Genomic DNA, 21,169 nt, shown 5'->3' with positions numbered 1-21,169 from the left:
GATGTTGCTTAAAGGAACAAACGAAAAAGCGCCTAACAATAGGCGCTTTTTATCTGATAATAGCGGTTTTCAACATGTACGTTTGGGCGTTTATTTCACCACATATTCTAGTGAAATAACCAAAGCGATATCAAATAGCTTGGTCACTGCTAAGGGCTTCAGCATCAACAAACTCAGCAGCGGTTAACACAACCCCAATATCAGCATTAGGCTTATGGGCATTCTCACTTAAATGACGACGCCAGCCACGGGAACCCGGTAACCCTTGGAATAAACCAATCATGTGACGGGTAATATGGTTTAAACGACCGCCCTGGGCTAAATGAGCCTCAATATACGGCAACATTTGCTCAATCACTTGCTGACGAGTAATCACTGGTGTATCGAGTCCACACAACTGCTGATCTACTTGCGCCAATATATAAGGATTTTGATAAGCTTCACGCCCCACCATCACTCCATCTAGCTGGGCTAAATGCAGCTTAGATTCTTCAAGGGTTTTAATGCCACCGTTAATGCTAATGTTCAAGTGTGGATAATCACGCTTTAACTGATAAACCCGTTCATAATCTAACGGCGGAATTTCACGGTTTTCTTTCGGGCTTAACCCTTGTAACCAGGCTTTACGCGCATGAATCGTAAATGCACTACAGCCTCGGGCGCTGACAATTTCAATAAAATCAGTTAAAAACTGATAACTGTCTTGCTCGTCAATTCCAATTCGGGTTTTTACCGTGATCGGAATATCGGTGACTTGCTTCATGGCATCAACACATTGCGCAACTAACTCAGGCTCGGCCATTAAACACGCACCAAAGCGACCATTTTGCACTCTATCAGATGGACAACCCACATTGAGGTTTACTTCATCATAACCGCGCTCAGCAGCTAACTTAGCACACGCTGCCAAATCTACCGCGTTAGAGCCACCCAACTGTAATGCCACTGGATGCTCTTGCTCGCTATAAGCTAAATAGTCGCCCTTACCTTGTAATATGGCACCCGTGGTAATCATCTCGGTATACAGCAACGCCTTGCTCGACATTAAGCGGGCAAAGTAGCGATAGTGGCGATCAGTCCAATCCAGCATCGGCGCTATGGAAAAGGTGCGATCAAGCGTATCTGTTGGTATGACTAGCTTTGGCGTTGTATTCACTGAATTTTTTACACTCATAATTTGCGGTATTGATGCACGTTTTTAGATGCATTTAGTTAATCGGTTATGCACAAGGAGCCAGTAAGAAAGTTATAAATTAAGCAAATACAACTAGGCAGCCCTAAATAATGGCTAATTATATCATTAACCCGTCATCGAGAAACAAGTGTCTACGGATTTAGGGAAAGATCAATTAGCATTCTGGTTTAAAGTGGTAATCCTGAAGCTTTTGAAGCCCTTTACCCATTAAAACTATGACAACAGAACCGACTAATACAGGGGTAACCAAAAACAACCATCCTTGCCCTGAAAGCATAATTAGAATTGGATTTGCTCCAGCAGGTGGGTGGGTTGTTTTGCAAACCAACATACTGGTAACACCTAACCCCGTCGCTATTGCGACTGTAACCGGAGTTACGCCTATGTATTGGTAGAAAAACACTCCGATAAATGCCGTTATCAAATGTCCAAAAATAACATTTTTTGGCTGAGCCAATGGACTACTTGGCACACCAAATACAAGCACTGCAGTAGCTCCAAATGGAGCCATAATTAATACAGCATTATCCATGTTAGCTTCAATTAATGACAATAAACCAATGGTAAATGACGCCCCGATCCCAGCAATTACAGCTAACAAATAACGATTCATATAAACACCCAAAAAGTAGAACGACTTGTCTACCTGCAATTGTAGACAAGTCGTTCTACTTTTGTCAATATAAGGACAACTAGTTTTATGGAAATCATGATGAGCAAGAAACGTGAGCTACTGTTAAACACAGCGCTAGATCTTTTTTACCGACAAGGTATTAACTCAATTGGAATTAACGAAGTCATTAAGGTATCAGGAGTAGCTAAAAAAACTCTATACAATCACTTTAACGGCAAAGACGATTTGATCATGGCTGCGTTAAACCAAAGGCATCAAATCTTCATGAGCTGGCTAGAGCGTAAGCTAAGACAAACAACAAGCGACCATGAGTTAATCGATGTTCTATTCCAATCGTTACACAGTTGGTTTAGTGGAAATGAAGCTGAACTAGGTGGTTTTAGAGGATGCTTTTTCATCAATACGTCAGCAGAATTTAGTAACCCAGAAAGCGATATTTCTCGCTATTGCTGTTACCACAAAGAACAAGTACGCCAGCTTATTCAAAACAAACTAAACAATGCTTCACCGGATCTCATAAATGCTATCTGTTTACTTAAAGAAGGCGCCATCACGACTGCATATATGACAGGGAAAAGTGCTGAAATAGTCCAGAGTAGTGTGAATATTTTGCATCGCCTTGAGTGCTAACGGCTTATGTAACGGACGTACTGATAACCTCTGGCCGTTTAACACCACACCAAACAGATCAAACTCTTTATCTATGATTAACTTAATAAAGAGTACATCTCAAGTATTTGGGCGGGTTCCACACTTGAGATAAGAACGCCACTTCGCGCGGCTATCCTTATTTGTTAAACGAAGATTTGCTGCCGTCCAATCTCTTGAGCAAAACCTCCGACCATCACCTTGAGAGTCGCCAATTCATTTGACTCAACTGAAGCTGTAATGATTGAAACACAGTTCATTGCCCTACCTTGCTCGAAAGTAAAGTCATTCATATGTTCACTACTAAGGTATTTACTTAGGTAGCATGCTAATGCTCCGCTAGCACTCCCTGTAGCTGATTCCTCTGGTATGCCAAACAAAGGCGCAAAGTTACGACAACTCGCTGTCAGGCCGCTTTTTCCCTCGCACAATTCAAAAGCAAGCAGACCAACTAAATCATGTTTTTTACAGAATTCACTGAGTAAATGTTCATTTACTTGGATTTTATCTAGATACCCAAATGGCACTGGAACCATAATATCAGGCAGGCCTGTTGAAATAACCTCGATTGGTAATTGTGTTGACGCTAACGTTTTCACGTCAATGCCAATTAACTCTGATATAGCCTCGTATCCATACACCCCAAGATATTCAGGTAGCTTTTGCTCCATCACTATTTGACCATTAGACGCTATTGTCACAGCAAGTAAACCGACTTTAGTCCTTTGGACATATCGCCCTGCGGTGATGATTCCTTTTTTATACATTATTGAGAATGCAGCTAAGGTAGCGTGCCCACAGAAGTCAACCTCACCCGTTATGGTAAAAAAAGACAAGCCAAAGTCGACTTCGTCATCTTGAGATACAAAAGCAGTTTCTGAATAACCAACAACCTGTGCTATTGCTAACTTTTGTTCGTTAGACAGATTATCTGCCTGCAATACTACGCCTGCAGGGTTTCCTCCGCTTCCATTGGCAGTAAAGGAATTAACCAAAAAAGCGTCAACTTTCATCAATCTCTATTTCTCCGTATTAAGCTGATTGAACGGCTCGAGCGATAAGTTAACCCGCTTAAACTATTGATTTATCTCATCCTAGATTGACCATGTTATTGATACAAAACGATTAAATTATCAACAAGATAGGATTAAGAAATCAGTTATGTAAATACATTATCAATGTGTAAATCTCTCAATTTCAACTTAATATTTGTTTTTGCAACTGACGTCTCTTTCAATTTCATTTTTGTGTTCTAAGCTTGAAGCTGTATTCCATTTTGCTGATATAGTAAGCATTTATAAAAATCAGTAACTATGATGGTTTATCATGATAGGGTCGTGTAACGTGATGTTCTGTCTATTCTCTGCCTATGACCTATCGCCAATTTTTGAATCTAGAAGGATCGCTTAGCCTATGAACGTTGAATTCATTAACCCATTCCTTGTTTCTTTAATCAATGTTATCTCAACAATGGCAACTATTGAGTTAACGCCTGGTAAGCCACAGTTGAAAAATCATGATATTGCAAAAGGTGACGTATCAGGCTTAATGGGCATGATAAGTCCTAAAACCCGCGGCTCACTGTCGATTACCTTCGAACAGTCATTAATTCTTGAAATAATGAACAATATGCTAGGGGAAAAACCAGAATCCATTAATGAGGACATAACCGATTTAGTCGGTGAAATAACCAATATGGTGACGGGTGGAGCTAAAAATTTATTAAGTGAAAAAGGATATGATTTTGATATGGCCACTCCGGCCGTCGTCTCTGGCAAAAATCATACTATTTCCCACAAAGCCCGCGGCAAAAAAATTATGATGCCCTTTAGTCATAAGCACGGCAATGTGTTTATCGAAATTTGTTTTGAAGATGTATAAGCTTGTAAAGACGAATGATATTTCAGCTAAAATGGTGCCGCATAAACTAAAATGCCCAAGACGCAACAGCGTATTGGGCAAAGCGCAGCATGGTTACGTTGCTAGTCAAGTAACTCAACCACTACCCGTGGGGTTAATTTAGTCACTAACTCATAAGCAATAGTGCCAATATGCTCAGCCACTTCTTCTACCGCGAGGGTTTTACCCCAAAGCTGCACGCTGTCACCGACTTTATCTTGCGCATCTGCGCCCAGATCTACCGTTAGCATATCCATCGATACTCGGCCAACAATTGGCACCCTGCGGCCATTAATCCACACCGGTGTACCTTCTGGCGCATTACGCGGATATCCATCACCGTAACCCATAGCCACTACACCTAAGCGGGTATCTTGTTTCGCGGTCCACACGGCACCGTAGCCCACGCTATCACCGGCTTTATGCTCACGAACAGCAATTAAATTAGACACCAGTTCCATAGCCGGAATCAGTTGATGGTTAATCCCTTTGTCGCCAACAACTGGAGATATGCCATAAAGTGCGATGCCTGGTCTTATCCAATCGGCTTGGCTTAATGGCCAAAATAATGTTCCGGCTGAATTGGCTAAAGTACGATCGCCATCTAAGTGACTTGTCAGTTGTTCAAAGGCATCCATCTGCTTTTGAGTCAGCTGATTATCAGGTTCGTCTGCACAGGCAAAATGGGTCATCAAATGGATCGGTTTAGCCACTTGTGGGCAAGCCATTAAACGCTGATATATGCCGGAAAACTGCTCTAAACTAAAGCCGATACGATGCATACCAGTATCGATTTTTATCCATACGGTGACCGGATTATCGAGCTTAATGGTTTCAAGCATTTGCAGTTGTGATTCATGATGCACAACAGTGTCGATATTATGGGTGACCAACAACGGCAAGTCAGACTGGCGGAAAAAACCTTCTAATAATAGAAGCTTACCTTTTACGCCACCGTCTCTGAGCTCCAATGCTTCTTCCAGCCTTGCTAAACCAAAGCCATCGGCGCCGCCGTAATATTTACCTGCACTTTCTATAAAATTTAATATGCCAACACTTTCTGCAACGTTTAGCAGACCATGGCCGTAACCATTGGCTTTAACCACAGCCATAATTTTGCTATCTGGTGCAATAAGACGCAGTTGTGCTAGGTTACTTTGTAATGCGTAACGACTGATTTCTGCACGGGGAAAAGGTTTCAATAGATTGCCTTAATTAACAATAAATAACATGGCGCGGCTTGCTGCCTGTTAGGAGGTTTAGTGCCATAAAGAACCCTTCACTAACAGAGATAAACTCGTATCATAAATAACGATACTAAAAACACAAATATAATCTAATCAATGATTAATCTTCTTCGAATTGCGGCCCAGCATAATTATCAAAACGAGAGAACTGACCTTGGAATACCAGTCGAATTCGCCCAATCGGCCCGTTACGCTGTTTACCAATAATGATTTCAGCGGTGCCTTTATCTTCTGAGCTGTCGTTATACACTTCGTCACGATAGATAAACATGATCAAATCGGCATCTTGCTCAATCGCACCCGATTCACGCAAGTCAGAGTTAATTGGGCGCTTATCGGCACGTTGCTCTAGCGAGCGGTTAAGCTGTGATAAAGCAATCACCGGTACTTCTAACTCTTTGGCTAAAGCTTTTAATGAACGAGAGATTTCTGAAATTTCTAAAGTACGATTATCTTTTAACGCTGGCACCTGCATTAACTGCAGGTAATCGATCATGATCATTGATAAGCCGCCATGCTCACGCGCAATCCGTCTGGCACGACTGCGAACTTCTGTCGGGGTTAACCCTGAGCCATCATCGATGTACATTTTACCTTGCTCAAGCATAATTCCCATGGTTGATGACACGCGAGCCCAATCTTCATCATCTAATTGACCAGTACGAATTTTGGTTTGATCAACCCGGCCGAGTGAGGCCAGCATACGCATCATGATCTGTTCTGAAGGCATCTCGAGACTAAAAATAAGCACTGGCTTATCTTCATTCATGGCGGCTTGTTCGCACAAGTTCATCGCGAAGGTGGTTTTACCCATCGAAGGACGTGCGGCAACAATAATTAGGTCGCCAGACTGAAACCCGGCGGTCATTTTATCTAAGTCATTAAAACCACTTGAAACGCCGGTAACCCCGTTATGAGGATTGTTATAAAGCTGTTCAATCCTATCGACGGTTTTTTCAAGAATACTTTTAATGTTTTCCGGGCCTTCATTGGCATTGGTTCGCATTTCAGCAATTTTAAAGACTTTGGTTTCTGCTAAATCTAATAATGCACCAGAATCACGCCCTTCAGGATTGTAACCTGCATCAGCAATTTCATGGGCTACAGCAATCATGTCACGCACCACGGCACGTTCGCGCACGATATCCGCATAAGATAAAATATTACCGGCACTGGGAGTATTTTTGGCAATTTCGCCTAAGTAAGCAAAGCCGCCGGCATCATCTAATTGATCTTCAATTTCGAGTTGTTCAGATACGGTAATCAAATCCAGCGGTTGGCCAGATTCCATTAAACGTTGCATTGCCGTAAAAATCATTCGATGAGAACGAGAATAAAAATCTTCTGGCACAACCGCTTCAGAAACACGATCCCACGCTTCAGCATCTAGCATCAACCCACCTAAGACGGATTGTTCAGCTTCAATAGAGTGAGGAGGCAATTTTAAGGCATTAACTTCTACATCTCTCTGCCTGTTTCTTGCTTTAAAAGCACCTTGCTGTGACATTAACACTCCCAATTTACAACGACTTTATAAAATATGGTATAACACCGTGGTGTAGCTTATTTCGCTGTCATTACGAATTCAAATAACAACTTCGTCAAACGCAAATAATCATTTAAGGAAAAATAACATGCGTATCATACTCGTTGCAGCACTGGTGCTGACATCTGGCCTAGCTTTGGCCGATGAAGGCCAATGGCAGCCATATCAAATGCCATCCATTGCAGACAAACTTCAGCAACGTGGTATTGATATTCCCGCATCACAACTGGCCGACTTAGGGCAGTACCCAATGAATGCAGTCGTCAGTTTGGGCTATTGTACCGCCAGTTTTGTATCCCCCCAAGGCCTAGTTGTCACAAACCATCATTGTGCTTATCGCGGCATACAATATAACAGTAAAAAAGAACATAATTACCTCGCAAATGGCTTTTTAGCAAACACCCAAGCAGAGGAACCTTCCGCAGGGCCAAATGAACGCTTATACATTACCCAAGCAGTCACCAATGTGACCGATGAAGTAATGGCTAACTTAAGCACTGAACCTATGGCTCGCTTTGAAGGCATAGAAACTAACAGTAAAGCCTTAATTAAACTCTGTGAAGCAGATGACAACTATCGATGTTCGGTTAACAGCTTTCATCATGGGTTAGAATATTATCTGACAAAACAGTTAATTATTCGAGACGTGCGTTTGGTGTATGCACCCCCCAAGAGTGTTGGCGGATTTGGCGGCGACATCGACAACTATGAATACCCTCGTCATTCTGGCGATTTTACTTTTTTACGCGCCTATGTGGGTAAAGACGGTAAGCCAGCAACGTTTAATAAAAATAACGTGCCATACCGGCCTAAAAGCTATCTAAAAATTAATGCCGATGGAGTAAAAGCTGGCGATGGTATCTTTGTTGCCGGTTTTCCAGGTTCTACCAGCCGTTACAATTTAACCAGTGAACTACAATTTGCCAGTGATTGGATATACCCAACTTACGCAAAACGCTACCAATTACAAATTGACACGATCACTTTAATGGGTGATGTCGATAACGATATCGCGCTTAAATATGCCGGCACAATCGCCTCTATGGCTAACCGGATGAAGAAACTCAATGGCTTATTGGATGGTTTCAGCGCCACCGATATTGTCGGCATTAAGCAGCAACGTGAAAATGACTTTCTCGCTTGGCTTAAAAAAGATCCTGGCGCTAACCAAGAGTTAATCAATAACCTTGAAGCGTTACTCGCCGAACAACATCAACAAATGCAAACCACTTATTTCTTTAAAAATGCCCAATCTAGCGAAATGCTCCAAGCCGCGAGCAAGCTTTACCGTTTAGCTCAAGAAAGAAAGAAACCCAATGATCAACGTGAATCTGGGTTTCAGCTTCGTGATATGAAAATGTTTAAAGCGGCACTTAAACGTATCGATAGTAGCTTTGATCCGGTGGTTGATAAAATCTTGTGGTTACAAGACTTACAAGCCTATATCAGCCAACCACTTAAAAACGAAGTGTTTGATAATGCCTTAAGCATTTCAGATGATTTTGAAGAGCTAGAGTCAAAGGTTGAAGGCTTATATGCACTCACTGAGCTCACTGATCAGGCTAAACGCCTTGCATGGATGAGTAAAACAGCAGAGGAGTTTGAAGTTAGCGGAGACCCATTTATTCGATTAGCTGTGGCTATTTACGATACCAATATGGCCATGGAAAAGAGCGAAAAATTACTTTACGGTAAGCTTTCATCTGTTCGTCCGGAATACATGAAGGCGATTATTGACTATTACAAATCAAATAACTGGCCTGTATATCCTGATGCTAACCGTACCCTACGCATAACTTATGGCATGGTTGATGGTTACCAATCTAAAGATGCGTTATACAAGCAGCCATTTACTCGTTTAGCAGGCATTCTAGCTAAAAACACCGGTGAAGCTCCCTACAATGCCCCGACTAAGTTGTTAGATGCAATTAAAGCTGACGACTTAGGCAAACATCGCGTCACTTCAGTCTATAAACAGCAAAGCAGTTGTCAGTTTATGTCTTGTTTAGATAAGCCTGCTGATTTTAACTCTGTACCGGTTAATTTTTTATCCAGCGCCGACACCACTGGCGGCAACTCTGGCTCACCGGTATTTAATGGTAAAGGTGAATTAGTTGGGCTTAACTTCGACTCAACTTATGAAGCGATCACTAAAGACTGGTTCTTTAACCCCACGATCACTCGCGCCGTGCATGTCGATATTCGTTATATTTTGTGGATGATGGATAAAGTCGATCACGCTGATAACTTGATAAAAGAATTAACCTTAGTGACTAATACTGCAGGAGAAACCGAGATACCAGCAGATACAGCAACTGAGGCCACTATCGAAGCGAATACCAATTTAGAGAATGACACAGTAACTGAGTCAGTACCTGAATTAACCACCACAGCAGATACTGAAGATAAAGCTGAGTTCTCTGACCAAGCAATTGAAGCCGCGACAGAAGCACAAGCAACAACTGATCTCAGTGATGAATCAGCACCTGAATTAGTCCCTACAGAAGATATTGGAGATGCTGTTACTGAAGATGTAGATACTGAAGATAGAGTTGAATTATCCAACCAAGCGACAACTGAAGTCGCGATTGAATCTGAACTCGCGAGTGAATCAACACCTAAATTAGTCTCTACAGAAGATACTGAAGATCAGCTTGAGTTATCTAACCAAGCGACAACTGAAGCCGCTGCTGGGGTCGTAAATGAAGCCGCCAATGAACCTCAAGCAGCAACTGAAGCCTTCAACGAAGCAACTAATGAAGCAACTAATGAAGCAGAGGCTGTAACAGAACTCGCGATTGAATCTGAACTCTCGAGTGAATCAGTACCTAAATTGGTCCCTACAGTAGATATTGAAGATAAAGCTGAGTTACCTAACCAAGCGACAACTGCAGCCGCTGCTGGGGTCGCAAATAAAGCCGCCAATAAACCTCAAGCAGCAAGTGAAGTAGAAGCTGAAGTCATCAACGAAGCAACTAATGAAGCACAAGCAGAATCTGAACTCTCGAGTGAATCAGTACCTAAATTGGTCCCTACAGTAGATATTGAAGATAAAGCTGAGTTACCTAACCAAGTGACAACTGAAGCCGCTGCTGGGGTCGTAAATAAAGCCGCCAATAAATCTCCAGCAGCAAGTGAAGTAGAAGCTGAAGTCATCAACGAAGCAACTAATGAAGTACAAGCAGAAGCTGAACTCGCAACTGGATCAGTAACTGAAGCCGTCACTGACATACCAGAAAAGAAACCGACTGTGGTGGATTGAGCTTAAATAAACCATAACCAAGTGAACCTTATAGCAATGTTTACTTGGTTAACATTCATTAGATAACACATTTAAACGACCGCGATATAACCAGATAGTGCATGGAAGTGTTGTTGGAAGTGGATGAGTATTAAATGATACACATAAAAAAACACCGCCCGGAGGCGGTGTTTTTTATGGAGCTAAAACGTAATTAAGCTTCTGCAACGATAGAAATCTTAACAACAGCTTTAACTTCAGTGTGTACTTGAACTTCAACTTCGAAGCTACCAGTAGTGCGTAAAGCACCTAAAGGTAAACGAACTTCAGATTTAGCAAGTGCTACGCCAGCTGCAGTAACTGCATCAGCGATATCACGGTTGCCAATTGAGCCGAATAATTTACCTTCATCACCTGCTTTAGAAGCAATAACAACAGCTTCTAATGCAGTTAATTTTTCAGCACGAACTGTCGCAGCAGCTAATTCAGCAGCTACTTTAGCTTCTAATTCAGCACGACGAGTTTCAAATACTTCAGTGTTTGCTGCGTTTGCTACAACTGCTTTACCATAAGGTAAAAGGAAGTTACGAGCATAACCAGCTTTAACAGAAACTTGGTCGCCTAGGCTACCTAAGTTTGCAACTTTATCTAGCAAAATAACATTCATTATCAAATCCTCTATATTCTATTAGGAATTAATACTGCAATATTACTGATGTAAATCAGTATATGGCAGTAGAGAAAGATAACGAGCACGCTTGATAGCGCGAGCTAGTTGGCGTTGATATCTAGCACTGGTACCAGTGATACGGCTAGGAACAATCTTGCCGCTTTCAGTGATGTAGTTCTTTAAAGTAACGATATCTTTATAATCAATCTCCACAACACCTTCAGCGGTGAAGCGGCAGAACTTGCGACGACGGAAATAACGTGCCATTTTGACAGTCTCCTAAGTTTTCAATTCGACATTTTCAGCATGCAAGACTAAACGGTTTTGTCCATTTCGCCCTTGTTGTAGTGAAAGAAACCCTTCAACATCAACTTGCACACCTGCTTGTAATTTATTTGCTACGCTATTAAAGCGCGGACCACTTAATATCACTTGGATCAAACAGTAGACGTTTCTCAACATTTCTACTTCTTGCCGCTGTGATTTATGCTCTACCGTTATCACCACATGGGCAATCCCGCTTGGGCTATCTAATCGTCTTGTACGAGTTATCGTGCCAGACAACACTAAGTGATTATTCAAAAAAATTATTCAGCGTTTTCTTCAGCGCTTTCTTCTGCATTACGGTCATCAGAAGGTGAACGACGTGAATCACGTTCGTCTCTTGCTTTTGCCATAGGAGAAGCTTCAGTAACGGCCACTTTAGTGCGCATTACCATGTTACGCAGAACAGCGTCGTTGAAACGGAAAGCTGTTTCTAGTTCTTCGATAGACTCTGCAGATGCTTCTACGTTCAAAAGAACATAGTGAGCTTTATGTAGGTCTTGGATCGGGTAAGCCAATTGACGACGGCCCCAATCTTCTAAACGGTGGATTGTACCATTAGCAGCGGTGATAACACCGGTGTAACGCTCAATCATACCTGGGACTTGTTCACTTTGATCTGGGTGAACCATAAATACGATTTCATAATGACGCATTTATTGCTCCTTACGGTTAAGTAGCCTCTTTTCTGGCTCAGTCAGACCAATGTGGAGGCAAGGAACGAATTAAAGTGACTGATTTGAGCGCGCGATGATACATAAAGTGTACGATAAACTCAAGCACTAACTCACTCTTTTCAGCAATCTTGATTACAGGTATGATGGCCGCAGTCCGAAATACCGCGTTTACGCCATCAAGAATAAAACACTTTAATGATGACCATGAAAAACATAGTAACAACATGCTGCCTCTTTTTATTGTCTGCTCCGGCATGGGCCTTAGTTCCACCTGATTATCAGGAACCACCCAGCAGTTTTAATGCTGAGGTAGAAGCAGGCTTGCAATTAAATAGCGGTAACAACGAAACTAAAAACTTCAACGGTCGAACTTATTTAACTTATGATTCGAAGAACACTAAGCAAGAAGCAACATTAAAGGCCTATTATGCTGCTGATGGTAATGAGTCTACTGCTGAGCGTTACGAATTATACTTACAGTCTAACTACAAGCTAGAGCGCGGTTATATATTTGGTCGTGGTGAATTTACTTGGGATCAATTTGGTTCGTACACTCGAATATCTACTATTTCAACAGGTTATGGTTTTGATTTAATTAAGAACAATAGAACAAAACTGAGCCTTGAAGCTGGTCCGGGTTATCGTTATGACCAACCACAAGGCAGTGTTGCAGAACCCGATCCTGATGCAAACCGCGATATTATTTTACGTTCAGCGGCCAAATACACAGTTAAACTGCAAGAGTACACTAGCTTTAATGCTGATGTGACAGCTGAAACAGGTCAGACTAATAATACCTTAACCCTTGATATGAGTTATAAAAACACCTTTATTCAAGATTGGGCATTTAAAATAGGTATGAACATCAAGTACACTGAAGTGGTTCCTGATGACAGTAAAAATACTGACACCATCACCACATTCAACTTGTTGTATACGTTTCAATAATTATTGACCTTAAATGAAGCGAAACAAGACCATTAATCAATGAGGCAAACGAGGCCTTACTGAAAAAATAAAGGCCAAGTTATGGACAGCCCGCTACGCAGTTTTGCCTCATTATATAGCACCACCTTTTTGATGGTGCTTGCTGCAGGTCTACTGACCACATACTTAGGCCTAAGTCTTACCACAATGCAGGTGCCACAAATATGGATTGGTGGCATGATGTCAGCTTACTATATTGGCCTAGTCTGCGGCTCTAAAGTTGGCCATAAACTGATTGCACAAGTTGGTCATATTCGTGCTTTTGTTGCCTGTGCGGGCATAGTGACTGCCTCTGCATTGGGTCATGCCCTCATCGATAATTTAGCCATTTGGCTAGTATTGCGCCTCGCAGTAGGTATGGGAATGATGTGCCAATATATGGTGTTAGAAAGCTGGCTCAACGAGCAGGCAGAAAACAACCAACGTGGTACTGTTTTTGCGAGCTACATGATCGTATCTTACTTAGCGCTAATGGCTGGGCAAGGAGCCATTAGTTTATATCCCGATTTAGGCTTAGAGCCACTGTTGTTGATTGCCATCTGTTTTGCCTTATGTATCGTACCGATTTCGATCACGCGCAGAATTCACCCCGAACCGTTAACACCTGCGCCATTACAAATGGGACTCTATTGGAAAAGAGCGCCCCAAGCTCTGACAACCATAGCCTTAGGAAGCATGATAGTCGGCTGTTTTTATGGTTTGGCTCCCTCTTATGCCACGGCTAAAGGTATTGATCCTGAGCACGTTGCGCTCTATATGTCGTGTACCATTTTTGCAGGATTGCTAGCCCAATGGCCAATGGGTAAATTATCCGATGTCATCTCTCGTAGCTTATTAATTCGAATTAACTGCGCTTTATTAGGCGTCATAGTGTTGATCATTACGATAATCCCATTCCACGCAGTGTCTTCGTTAATATTAACCAGCTTATTTGGTATTTTAGCGTTTACCTTGTATCCATTAGCAACTGCATTAGCCAATTCGCGCGTTGAACAACATGAGCGGGTAGGGCTATCTGCCACAATCTTAGTCACCTTTGGTATTGGCGCAAGTATTGGTCCTTTAGTCGCTTCTGGCTTAATGCAAGCATTAGGTGATCAAATGCTATATGGATTTATGGCGATGTGCTCATTCACCTTATTGGCAAGGCTTCTGTGGATTAATGTGCGTCAAAAAGCTGAGCAAACAAGTACTGGAGATTACATGATGGCAGGGGGCGACTTAGTCAGCTCGCCATTAGCAGCATCATTTGATCCACGTGTTGACATTGAAATGGTCAACGAACAAATGATCAATCCCGCTGAAGATGCATTCGATGCCCAACCGGAATCAACCAATGATGAGTTTGATGATGCTGATGAGCAAGCTGAATATAATACCTCTTATGCCAGTGTGAGCGAAGAAACCTTGATACCTGAAGAGTTAGATGACGAAGATGTCGATAACGAAATTGGCAGACGCTAGTGTTTATTCTGGCTTTGATTGTAAAAGCTAAAGACTGACACCCATCAATAACCTAACACAAGCTAAACTCGAGATAATAAAAAACGGCGATAAATATCGCCGTTTTTTTATTTCGTTCTACTGCAGGCAATAATTAACCTAAACGCTGCCTGACGGCTTCAAATAAGCACACCCCAGTGGCAACAGACACGTTAAGGCTCGACACACTGCCAGCCATTGGGATCGAAACCAATGAATCACAGCCTTCGCGTGACAAACGACGCAAACCTTTATCTTCAGCCCCCATAGCAATCGCTAGAGGCCCTTTAAGGTCCGCTTGGTATACATTACCATCTGCTTCGCCTGCTGTGCCGACAATCCAAACACCTTTGTCTTGAAGATGACGCATGGTACGAGCAAGATTGGTCACTTGGAATAACGGTACCGTTTCTGCTGCGCCACAAGCCACTTTGCTGACGGTTGAGGTTAATCCAACTGAATTATCTTTAGGTACAATAACCGCATGTACCCCAGCGGCGTCGGCATTACGTAAGCAAGCACCAAGATTATGTGGGTCGGTTACACCGTCTAAAATGAGTAAAAAAGGCACTTCTGTTTTATCAAGTAATGCGTCTAAATCAGTTTCTGTCAAAGGTTTTACCGCTTTTACACGCGCGACAATACCTTGGTGTTGTGAGCTACCCGCTTTGTCGTCTAACACTTTACGTGCAGCACGTTGCAATGTAGTACCAAAAGTTGATGCGATATTAATCAATGGCGTTAAGCGTTCGTCATCACGGCCTTGTAACAGCCAAAGTTCAATCACACGTTCAGGGCTATGATTTAATAATGCTTCAACGGCATGAATGCCAAAAATGGTATCTTGTTTTTTCATTTAATTACTTTCTCTTGCTGCGCTTGGCAGGGGTTTTCTTAACGCTAGAATTCGGTTTTGTGGTATCAGCTTTTTGCTCTGCCGCGGTGGACTTCTTTGCCGCCACTGGCTTGCTCGCAGGCGATGACGCTTTATTGCTTGAGCGACGTTTACTGGCCTTAGGCTTATCCGACTTAGATTTGTCTGACTTAGGTTTATCTGTCGACTTACCTTTACGTGCGGCTTTAGCCCCTTCAACATTCACTCGTTCACGAGCCGTTGAAGGCTTGCTGCCTTTACGTGCCGATTTGCCTGCGCCTTTACTATTGTCACCCACCATCAACAAGTCAATTTGACGATCATCAAGATTAACCGCAGCAACCTTAACAGTAACAGCATCACCCACTTGATACACTTGGCGAGTGTTTTCACCAACCAGTCGTTGACGCATTGGATCGAATTGGTAGTAGTCGCTGGCAAGGCTTGATATGTGTACTAAGCCATCAATAAATAATTCGTTTAATCTAACAAACAGACCAAAGCTAGTGACTGAAGCAATGACGGCATCAAAGGTATCACCGACGTGATCTTGCATGTATTCACATTTTAACCAATCACTGACATCGCGAGTGGCTTCATCTGCGCGGCGCTCGGTGGTTGAACATTCTTCACCTAATAGATCTAACTCTTCAAGCTGATAAAGATAACCGCCATCTTGAGTCCACTTGTCGGTGACATCGCCCTGCTCTTTTGCGAGTAAATACTTAATCACTCGATGTAAAATCAAATCAGGGTAACGACGAATTGGCGAAGTGAAATGCGAATACGCTTCTAATGCTAAACCAAAATGACCTTCGTTATCTGGGCTGTAAACTGCTTGGCGCATTGAGCGCAATAACATCACCTGAATTAACTCAAAGTCAGGACGGTCAGCAATTTTTAACATCAGATTTTGATAGTCAGTCGGGGTTGGCTCTAAGCCACCATCCATGCTTAAGCCGCGCTCAGCAAGAAACTCTTTAAAGTTAGCCAGTTTTTGTTCTGACGGCGCTTCATGCACACGATACAGCACCTCACCTTTGTGTTTTTTGACAAACTTTGCCGAAGCCACGTTGGCTAAAATCATACATTCTTCAATGATTTTATGCGCTTGGTTGCGGCCTCGTGGGACGATTTTGTCAATTTTACGCTGCTCATTAAAGATGAACTGCGTTTCTAAGGTTTCAAATGCAATAGCACCACGTTCAGCACGACGCTCATCTAAAGTGAGATATAACGACTGCAAACATAATAAATGTGGGAATAGCGCTTCATGCTCAGGGGCTATTGGGCCACCTTCTAGCATGTCAGCAACTTGGGTATAGGTAAAACGAGCATGAGAATGCATTACTGCTGGATAAAACTTGGTGCCCGATAACTTACCCGCTGCAGAAATTGTCATCTCAGCAACCATACATAAACGGTCGACTTTTGGCTTTAATGAACACAAGCCATTAGATATTTTCTCAGGCAGCATAGGAATAACTTGCGACGGGAAATACACCGAATTACCACGTGCGCGCGCTTCAGTATCTAATGCTGAATCAGTACGTACATAATGACTCACATCAGCAATCGCCACCCATAAACGCCAGCCGCCACTTGGTTTTGCTTCAGCATATACCGCATCATCAAAATCACGGGCATCTTCGCCATCAATAGTGACCAAGGGTAAATGGCGTAAATCCACCCGACCTAATTTATCTTCTTCGGTGACTTCGTCAGGAATACGTTTGAGTTTTTTCTCAATAATCGCTGACCAAGTGTGGGGTAAATCATAATTACGTAAGGCAATTTCAATTTCCATACCCGGTGCCATGGTCTTACCTAAGACTTCGGTCACTTTCGCTGCCGCTTTAACAAAACGACCAGGGCGACGGGTTAACTCAACCACCACCACATCACCGGCGCGGGCGCCTAGGGTATCTTCACTGGCGATTAATATTTCTTGGGTGATGCGTCTGTCATCTGCAATCACAAAGCCCATACCGGCGTCGACGTGGTAACGGCCAACTAAGGCAGCCGTTCGCTCATGAACTAAGCGCACAATTCGAGCTTCACGACGACCACGACGATCAGTACCCGCTTTTTGTGCTAGCACTTTATCGCCATGGAAATACATCAGCATATCGCGATTACTGATAAATAAGTCATCACCGCCTTCATCAGGCTTAAAGAAGCCAAATCCATCGCGGTGGCCTAAAACGGTACCAGACAATAAATCCATACGCTCAGGTAAGCCATAGCTTTGCCCGCGAGTAAAGACTAACTGGCCATCACGTTCCATCGCACGTAAACGACGACGAAGTGCTTCTAATGGCACTTCATCGGTAATGGATAATGCTTCAGCTATTTTATCGCGGGTAACAGGAGACTTTTGGGCACGCAAGTATTCTAAAATATACTCACGGCTAGGAATAGGATTGTCGTACTTGTCTTGTTCTCTCTCAAAATGAGGATCGTTGATCATTCAATTTCCAAATAATTCGCTCCATATTGTGGAGCCTTTAACGTGTGTACAGCTGTGGCTGCTGTGCCCTGGCCACTATACTGGCAGGCATTTTTGCAGCGAGCATCTGTAATAAAGACGAAGCTTTTTTCTGTTGAGCATCGTCATCAAATATACTGTTATATAACCAATGATAGCCAAGTTCATAATCGGCAGGACTTCCATAGCCTTCACCAAACAAACGAACTAATGTCATTCTTGCGGTTAAATCCCCATTAGCTGCCGCAGGCAACACATATTGCACTGCACGATTGGGATCTTTAACCACTAGTTTACCGCGATAATAATAATCTGCCAATTTTACCATCGCTTCAGCACTGCCTTGCTCGGCAGAAGTTTGCAGCAATGCCATACCGCGTGAAGGATGAGCCTTAACACACACACCGTTATTAAGCATTTCACCCCATAAAAACTGATACATGGGTTGCTGTAATACTTCAGCACGGGCTTCAATATCTTGAACCAACTGACAGTCGTCTGCTTTGACGCGTTGTAAATATTGATTTGAGCGGATGAGCGAAATCAATTGTTGATCGCTATAGATATCGACGGCTTCTGTCACCGCAAATACATTGATGGAAACGACACTCAATAACAATAAACAGATACGCAACATAAGGATTCTCGCTGACACTTTCATGGTTTATCCATCGGCAGTATAGCGTATTTCTTGAGTAGAAACTGTTACAAGCGTTAATTAGGCTCATTAAAAAGGCCGCTTATCGCGGCCTCTTTAGTTTACTTGAACGGACTAACCAAAATCATGGTTTCATTTCTGTCCGGCCCAGTAGAGATAATATCAATAGGCGTCTCTAATAACTCTTCAAGACGTTTGATATAGTTCATTGCCGCGGTAGGCAACTGCTCGATTGATGTAGCACCAAAAGTGTTTTCACTCCAACCAGGCATAGTTTCGTATATTGGCGTAACTAAATCATAACCTTCTGCAGCCAAAGGAGTTACCTTAGAAACAGTTCCATCAGGATATTGATAGCCAACACAGATTTTAACTTCTTTTAGACCGTCTAAAACGTCTAATTTAGTTAAACAAAAACCACTAACGCTATTGATTTGAACAGCACGGCGCATGGCCACTGCATCCAACCAACCTGGACGACGTTTACGACCAGTCGTTGCACCAAACTCTTGGCCTTTCTCACCAATATAATCGCCAATTTCGTTGGCTAATTCTGTTGGGAATGGACCAGCACCGACGCGAGTCGTGTAAGCTTTCATGATGCCTAAAACATAGTCTAAATGACGAGGACCAAAACCTGAACCTGTCGCTACACCGCCAGCTGTTGTGTTTGATGACGTCACGAATGGATAAGTACCGTGGTCGATATCCAATAATGTGCCTTGAGCGCCTTCAAATAGAATCGGCTCACCCGCTTTACGCGCAGCATCAAGCATTTCGCTGACATCAGTACACATACTTTTCAGATAATCAGCAATCGCTAATGCATCATCAAGTGTTTGCTGATAATCAACAGCTTCAACTTTGTAATACTCAGTTAGCATGAAGTTATGATATTTCATCACTTCTTTTAACTTAGTTGCGAAAAGTTCTGCATTAAACAAATCACCGATGCGTAAACCGCGACGAGAAACTTTGTCTTCATATGCAGGACCAATACCACGTCCAGTTGTACCAATGGCTTGATTACCGCGCGCTTTCTCGCGAGCAATATCCAATGCACAATGGAACGGAAGGATAAGCGGACATGCTTCAGAAATTAATAAACGCTCTTCTACAGGTACGCCACGTCCTTTGAGCATGTTGATTTCTTTCATCAACGCATCAGGAGCAACAACCACACCATTACCGATAATGCATTTTACGTTATCACGTAAAATCCCAGACGGAATAAGATGAAGAACGGTTTTTTCACCATCAATTACCAAAGTGTGACCAGCATTATGGCCGCCTTGGTAACGAACTACGTATTTTGCCTGTTCTGTTAAAAGGTCGACAATCTTACCTTTGCCTTCGTCACCCCATTGAGTGCCGAGTACGACTACATTTTTGCCCATTATTAGCTGCAACGTCTTGTGGTATAAAATAGAATTTTAACAGGTTTTAGGGGGTTATAGGCAAGTATTTTATTGAAAAATGATCAATAAAACGGCTCCTGTTGTTACTAAGCAGCCACCTAAGCGTCTGAGAACATTTTGCTTTTGTGTCGAAAGCTCTAATAAATATTTTTGCCACTTGTTAGGAAAAAGTAATGGACCTAGCCCTTCAAGGATTAAAACTAACCCAAATGCACTCATTAATAACGGTATATTCATGTTTTAGTCTCTCTTTTATTGAGCCTTATTATATTCAATATCTGCTTGATTAGCCTAAGAAGACGTTAAACACGATTGGCAACTGCGTTTAATCTGCCTTATAAATACATTACCTTAATACGCCAAGTCCCCTGCTGTCTTAAATCAAAACGTTCAATCTAGTGAGCACTATTAGTAGTACATCTTTATTCAATGCATTTCGACCTTATAAGTCACAAGCTTGTAAACCTCATGCCTAATACCTAATGCCAAAAAAGTTAACCTGAACGGGAAATAAGCGCTGGTATAAGAGATGAAACTAAGTAAGGTAAAATAACCACTTTCGGCCTATGTCATATCAAACTTGCGACTTGTTTTACGGGTAAGGAGAAGTGACTTATTCCAGACTCGGTTAATATCCAGTGTATTAAGAGCTGAACTCGCAGGACAAAAGAGCGCTTGATAGCTGCTGATGAATAAAATTGCTGCAGTGTAAAGTGATAAAATTTAGGCAATAAAAAACCCAGCATAAGCTGGGTTTTTTGAATCCAAAAAACGAATTAACGCTTAGAGAACTGTGGCTTACGACGTGCTTTACGTAGACCAACTTTCTTACGTTCAACTTTACGAGCATCACGGGTAACAAAACCAGCGGTACGTAGAGTAGGACGTAAAGCTTCGTCTAGTTGCAATAGTGCACGGGTAATACCGTGACGAATTGCACCAGCTTGACCAGTAGTACCACCGCCCTTAACTGTTACATAGATGTCTAATTTATCAGTCATTTCAACTAATTCTAATGGTTGACGAACAACCATACGAGCAGTTTCACGACCAAAATAAACATCCAAAGGACGTTGGTTTACAACGATATTGCCACTACCTGCTTTAGCGAAAACGCGAGCTGTAGATGTTTTGCGACGGCCAGTGCCGTAGTACTGAGTTGCAGACATTTGCTTACTCCT

General features: G+C 42.4%; 19 protein-coding genes and 1 pseudogene. 5 read left to right on the top strand and 15 right to left on the bottom strand.

From position 1 onward, the window contains the following. Positions 1–130 precede the first annotated feature (130 nt). Positions 131–1,174 carry a tRNA dihydrouridine(20/20a) synthase DusA gene (gene dusA, locus ACED29_RS12275; RefSeq protein ID WP_371697762.1) on the bottom strand — a complete coding sequence of 348 codons (1,044 nt, stop codon included), beginning with the start codon at positions 1,172–1,174 and terminating at the stop codon, positions 131–133. 175 nt (positions 1,175–1,349) lie between these two features. After that, positions 1,350–1,808: an HPP family protein gene (locus ACED29_RS12270; protein ID WP_124015045.1), complete on the bottom strand. Its 459-nt coding sequence runs from the start codon at positions 1,806–1,808 to the stop codon at positions 1,350–1,352. Positions 1,809–1,895: 87 nt separating this feature from the next. Here ACED29_RS12270 and ACED29_RS12265 point away from each other — a divergent pair, with 87 nt between their 5' ends. Next, a complete protein-coding gene (locus ACED29_RS12265; RefSeq protein WP_235781741.1) occupies positions 1,896–2,459 on the top strand; it encodes a TetR/AcrR family transcriptional regulator in 564 nt (187 codons plus the stop codon). 164 nt (positions 2,460–2,623) lie between these two features. On the opposite strand, the gene ACED29_RS12260 is transcribed toward ACED29_RS12265, so the two are convergent. Beyond that, positions 2,624–3,490: a PhzF family phenazine biosynthesis protein gene (locus ACED29_RS12260; protein WP_371697761.1), complete on the bottom strand. Its 867-nt coding sequence runs from the start codon at positions 3,488–3,490 to the stop codon at positions 2,624–2,626. A gap of 400 nt (positions 3,491–3,890) precedes the next feature. On the opposite strand from ACED29_RS12260, the gene ACED29_RS12255 reads away from it, so the two are divergent. After that, positions 3,891–4,358, top strand: a complete 468-nt coding sequence (locus tag ACED29_RS12255; protein WP_124015047.1) for a chemotaxis protein CheX — start codon at positions 3,891–3,893, stop codon at positions 4,356–4,358. Positions 4,359–4,459: 101 nt separating this feature from the next. On the opposite strand, the gene alr is transcribed toward ACED29_RS12255, so the two are convergent. Both alr and dnaB read right to left on the bottom strand, forming a co-directional pair. Continuing rightward, positions 4,460–5,578: an alanine racemase gene (gene alr / locus ACED29_RS12250; RefSeq protein ID WP_124015048.1), complete on the bottom strand. Its 1,119-nt coding sequence runs from the start codon at positions 5,576–5,578 to the stop codon at positions 4,460–4,462. A gap of 145 nt (positions 5,579–5,723) precedes the next feature. After that, positions 5,724–7,130, bottom strand: a complete 1,407-nt coding sequence (dnaB, locus tag ACED29_RS12245; protein ID WP_124015049.1) for a replicative DNA helicase — start codon at positions 7,128–7,130, stop codon at positions 5,724–5,726. Positions 7,131–7,257: 127 nt separating this feature from the next. On the opposite strand from dnaB, the pseudogene ACED29_RS12240 reads away from it, so the two are divergent. Beyond that, positions 7,258–9,447 (top strand): annotated as a pseudogene (locus tag ACED29_RS12240) (S46 family peptidase); the annotation flags it as partial. A 1,177-nt stretch (positions 9,448–10,624) separates the two neighbouring features. Here the strand turns inward: ACED29_RS12240 and rplI are convergent. Genes rplI through rpsF form a run of 4 tightly spaced genes read right to left on the bottom strand, consistent with a single transcriptional unit; the run spans position 10,625 to position 12,060 of the window. Next, positions 10,625–11,077 carry a 50S ribosomal protein L9 gene (gene rplI / locus ACED29_RS12235; RefSeq protein ID WP_182722358.1) on the bottom strand — a complete coding sequence of 151 codons (453 nt, stop codon included), beginning with the start codon at positions 11,075–11,077 and terminating at the stop codon, positions 10,625–10,627. Between the two features lie 42 nt (positions 11,078–11,119). Further along, positions 11,120–11,347, bottom strand: a complete 228-nt coding sequence (rpsR, locus tag ACED29_RS12230; RefSeq protein WP_101085203.1) for a 30S ribosomal protein S18 — start codon at positions 11,345–11,347, stop codon at positions 11,120–11,122. A gap of 12 nt (positions 11,348–11,359) precedes the next feature. Further along, on the bottom strand, positions 11,360–11,662 hold the full coding sequence (gene priB, locus ACED29_RS12225; protein ID WP_124732151.1) for a primosomal replication protein N: 303 nt from the start codon (positions 11,660–11,662) through the stop codon (positions 11,360–11,362). Positions 11,663–11,667: 5 nt separating this feature from the next. Continuing rightward, a complete protein-coding gene (gene rpsF / locus ACED29_RS12220; RefSeq protein WP_124015053.1) occupies positions 11,668–12,060 on the bottom strand; it encodes a 30S ribosomal protein S6 in 393 nt (130 codons plus the stop codon). A gap of 216 nt (positions 12,061–12,276) precedes the next feature. On the opposite strand from rpsF, the gene ACED29_RS12215 reads away from it, so the two are divergent. Beyond that, positions 12,277–13,029, top strand: a complete 753-nt coding sequence (locus tag ACED29_RS12215; RefSeq protein WP_124015054.1) for a YdiY family protein — start codon at positions 12,277–12,279, stop codon at positions 13,027–13,029. An 81-nt stretch (positions 13,030–13,110) separates the two neighbouring features. Further along, on the top strand, positions 13,111–14,532 hold the full coding sequence (locus ACED29_RS12210; RefSeq protein ID WP_182696718.1) for an MFS transporter: 1,422 nt from the start codon (positions 13,111–13,113) through the stop codon (positions 14,530–14,532). A 133-nt stretch (positions 14,533–14,665) separates the two neighbouring features. Here ACED29_RS12210 and rlmB read toward each other — a convergent pair whose 3' ends face one another. The 6 genes from rlmB to rpsI form a co-directional block, all read right to left on the bottom strand. Further along, positions 14,666–15,406, bottom strand: coding sequence for a 23S rRNA (guanosine(2251)-2'-O)-methyltransferase RlmB (gene rlmB / locus ACED29_RS12205; protein ID WP_124015056.1), 741 nt, complete (start codon positions 15,404–15,406; stop codon positions 14,666–14,668). A gap of 4 nt (positions 15,407–15,410) precedes the next feature. Continuing rightward, the gene (gene rnr, locus ACED29_RS12200) at positions 15,411–17,894 is read right to left on the bottom strand and encodes a ribonuclease R (protein WP_182722361.1); all 2,484 of its coding nucleotides are present in this window, start codon (positions 17,892–17,894) and stop codon (positions 15,411–15,413) included. A gap of 37 nt (positions 17,895–17,931) precedes the next feature. Beyond that, positions 17,932–18,549 carry an SEL1-like repeat protein gene (locus ACED29_RS12195; RefSeq protein WP_165870045.1) on the bottom strand — a complete coding sequence of 206 codons (618 nt, stop codon included), beginning with the start codon at positions 18,547–18,549 and terminating at the stop codon, positions 17,932–17,934. 122 nt (positions 18,550–18,671) lie between these two features. Next, the gene (locus ACED29_RS12190) at positions 18,672–19,967 is read right to left on the bottom strand and encodes an adenylosuccinate synthase (RefSeq protein ID WP_124015059.1); all 1,296 of its coding nucleotides are present in this window, start codon (positions 19,965–19,967) and stop codon (positions 18,672–18,674) included. Between the two features lie 69 nt (positions 19,968–20,036). Then, a complete protein-coding gene (locus tag ACED29_RS12185) occupies positions 20,037–20,225 on the bottom strand; it encodes a DUF2065 domain-containing protein (protein ID WP_124015060.1) in 189 nt (62 codons plus the stop codon). Between the two features lie 539 nt (positions 20,226–20,764). Then, on the bottom strand, positions 20,765–21,157 hold the full coding sequence (gene rpsI, locus ACED29_RS12180; protein WP_124015061.1) for a 30S ribosomal protein S9: 393 nt from the start codon (positions 21,155–21,157) through the stop codon (positions 20,765–20,767). Between the last annotated feature and the right edge of the window lie 12 nt (positions 21,158–21,169).

The sequence above is a fragment of the Shewanella sp. 5S214 genome, assembly GCF_041439795.1.
In the GTDB taxonomy this organism is placed as follows: Bacteria; Pseudomonadota; Gammaproteobacteria; order Enterobacterales; family Shewanellaceae; genus Shewanella; species Shewanella vesiculosa.
Note: the sequence above shows the minus strand (reverse complement) of the source record. Positions and strands in the feature narration are given on the sequence as shown.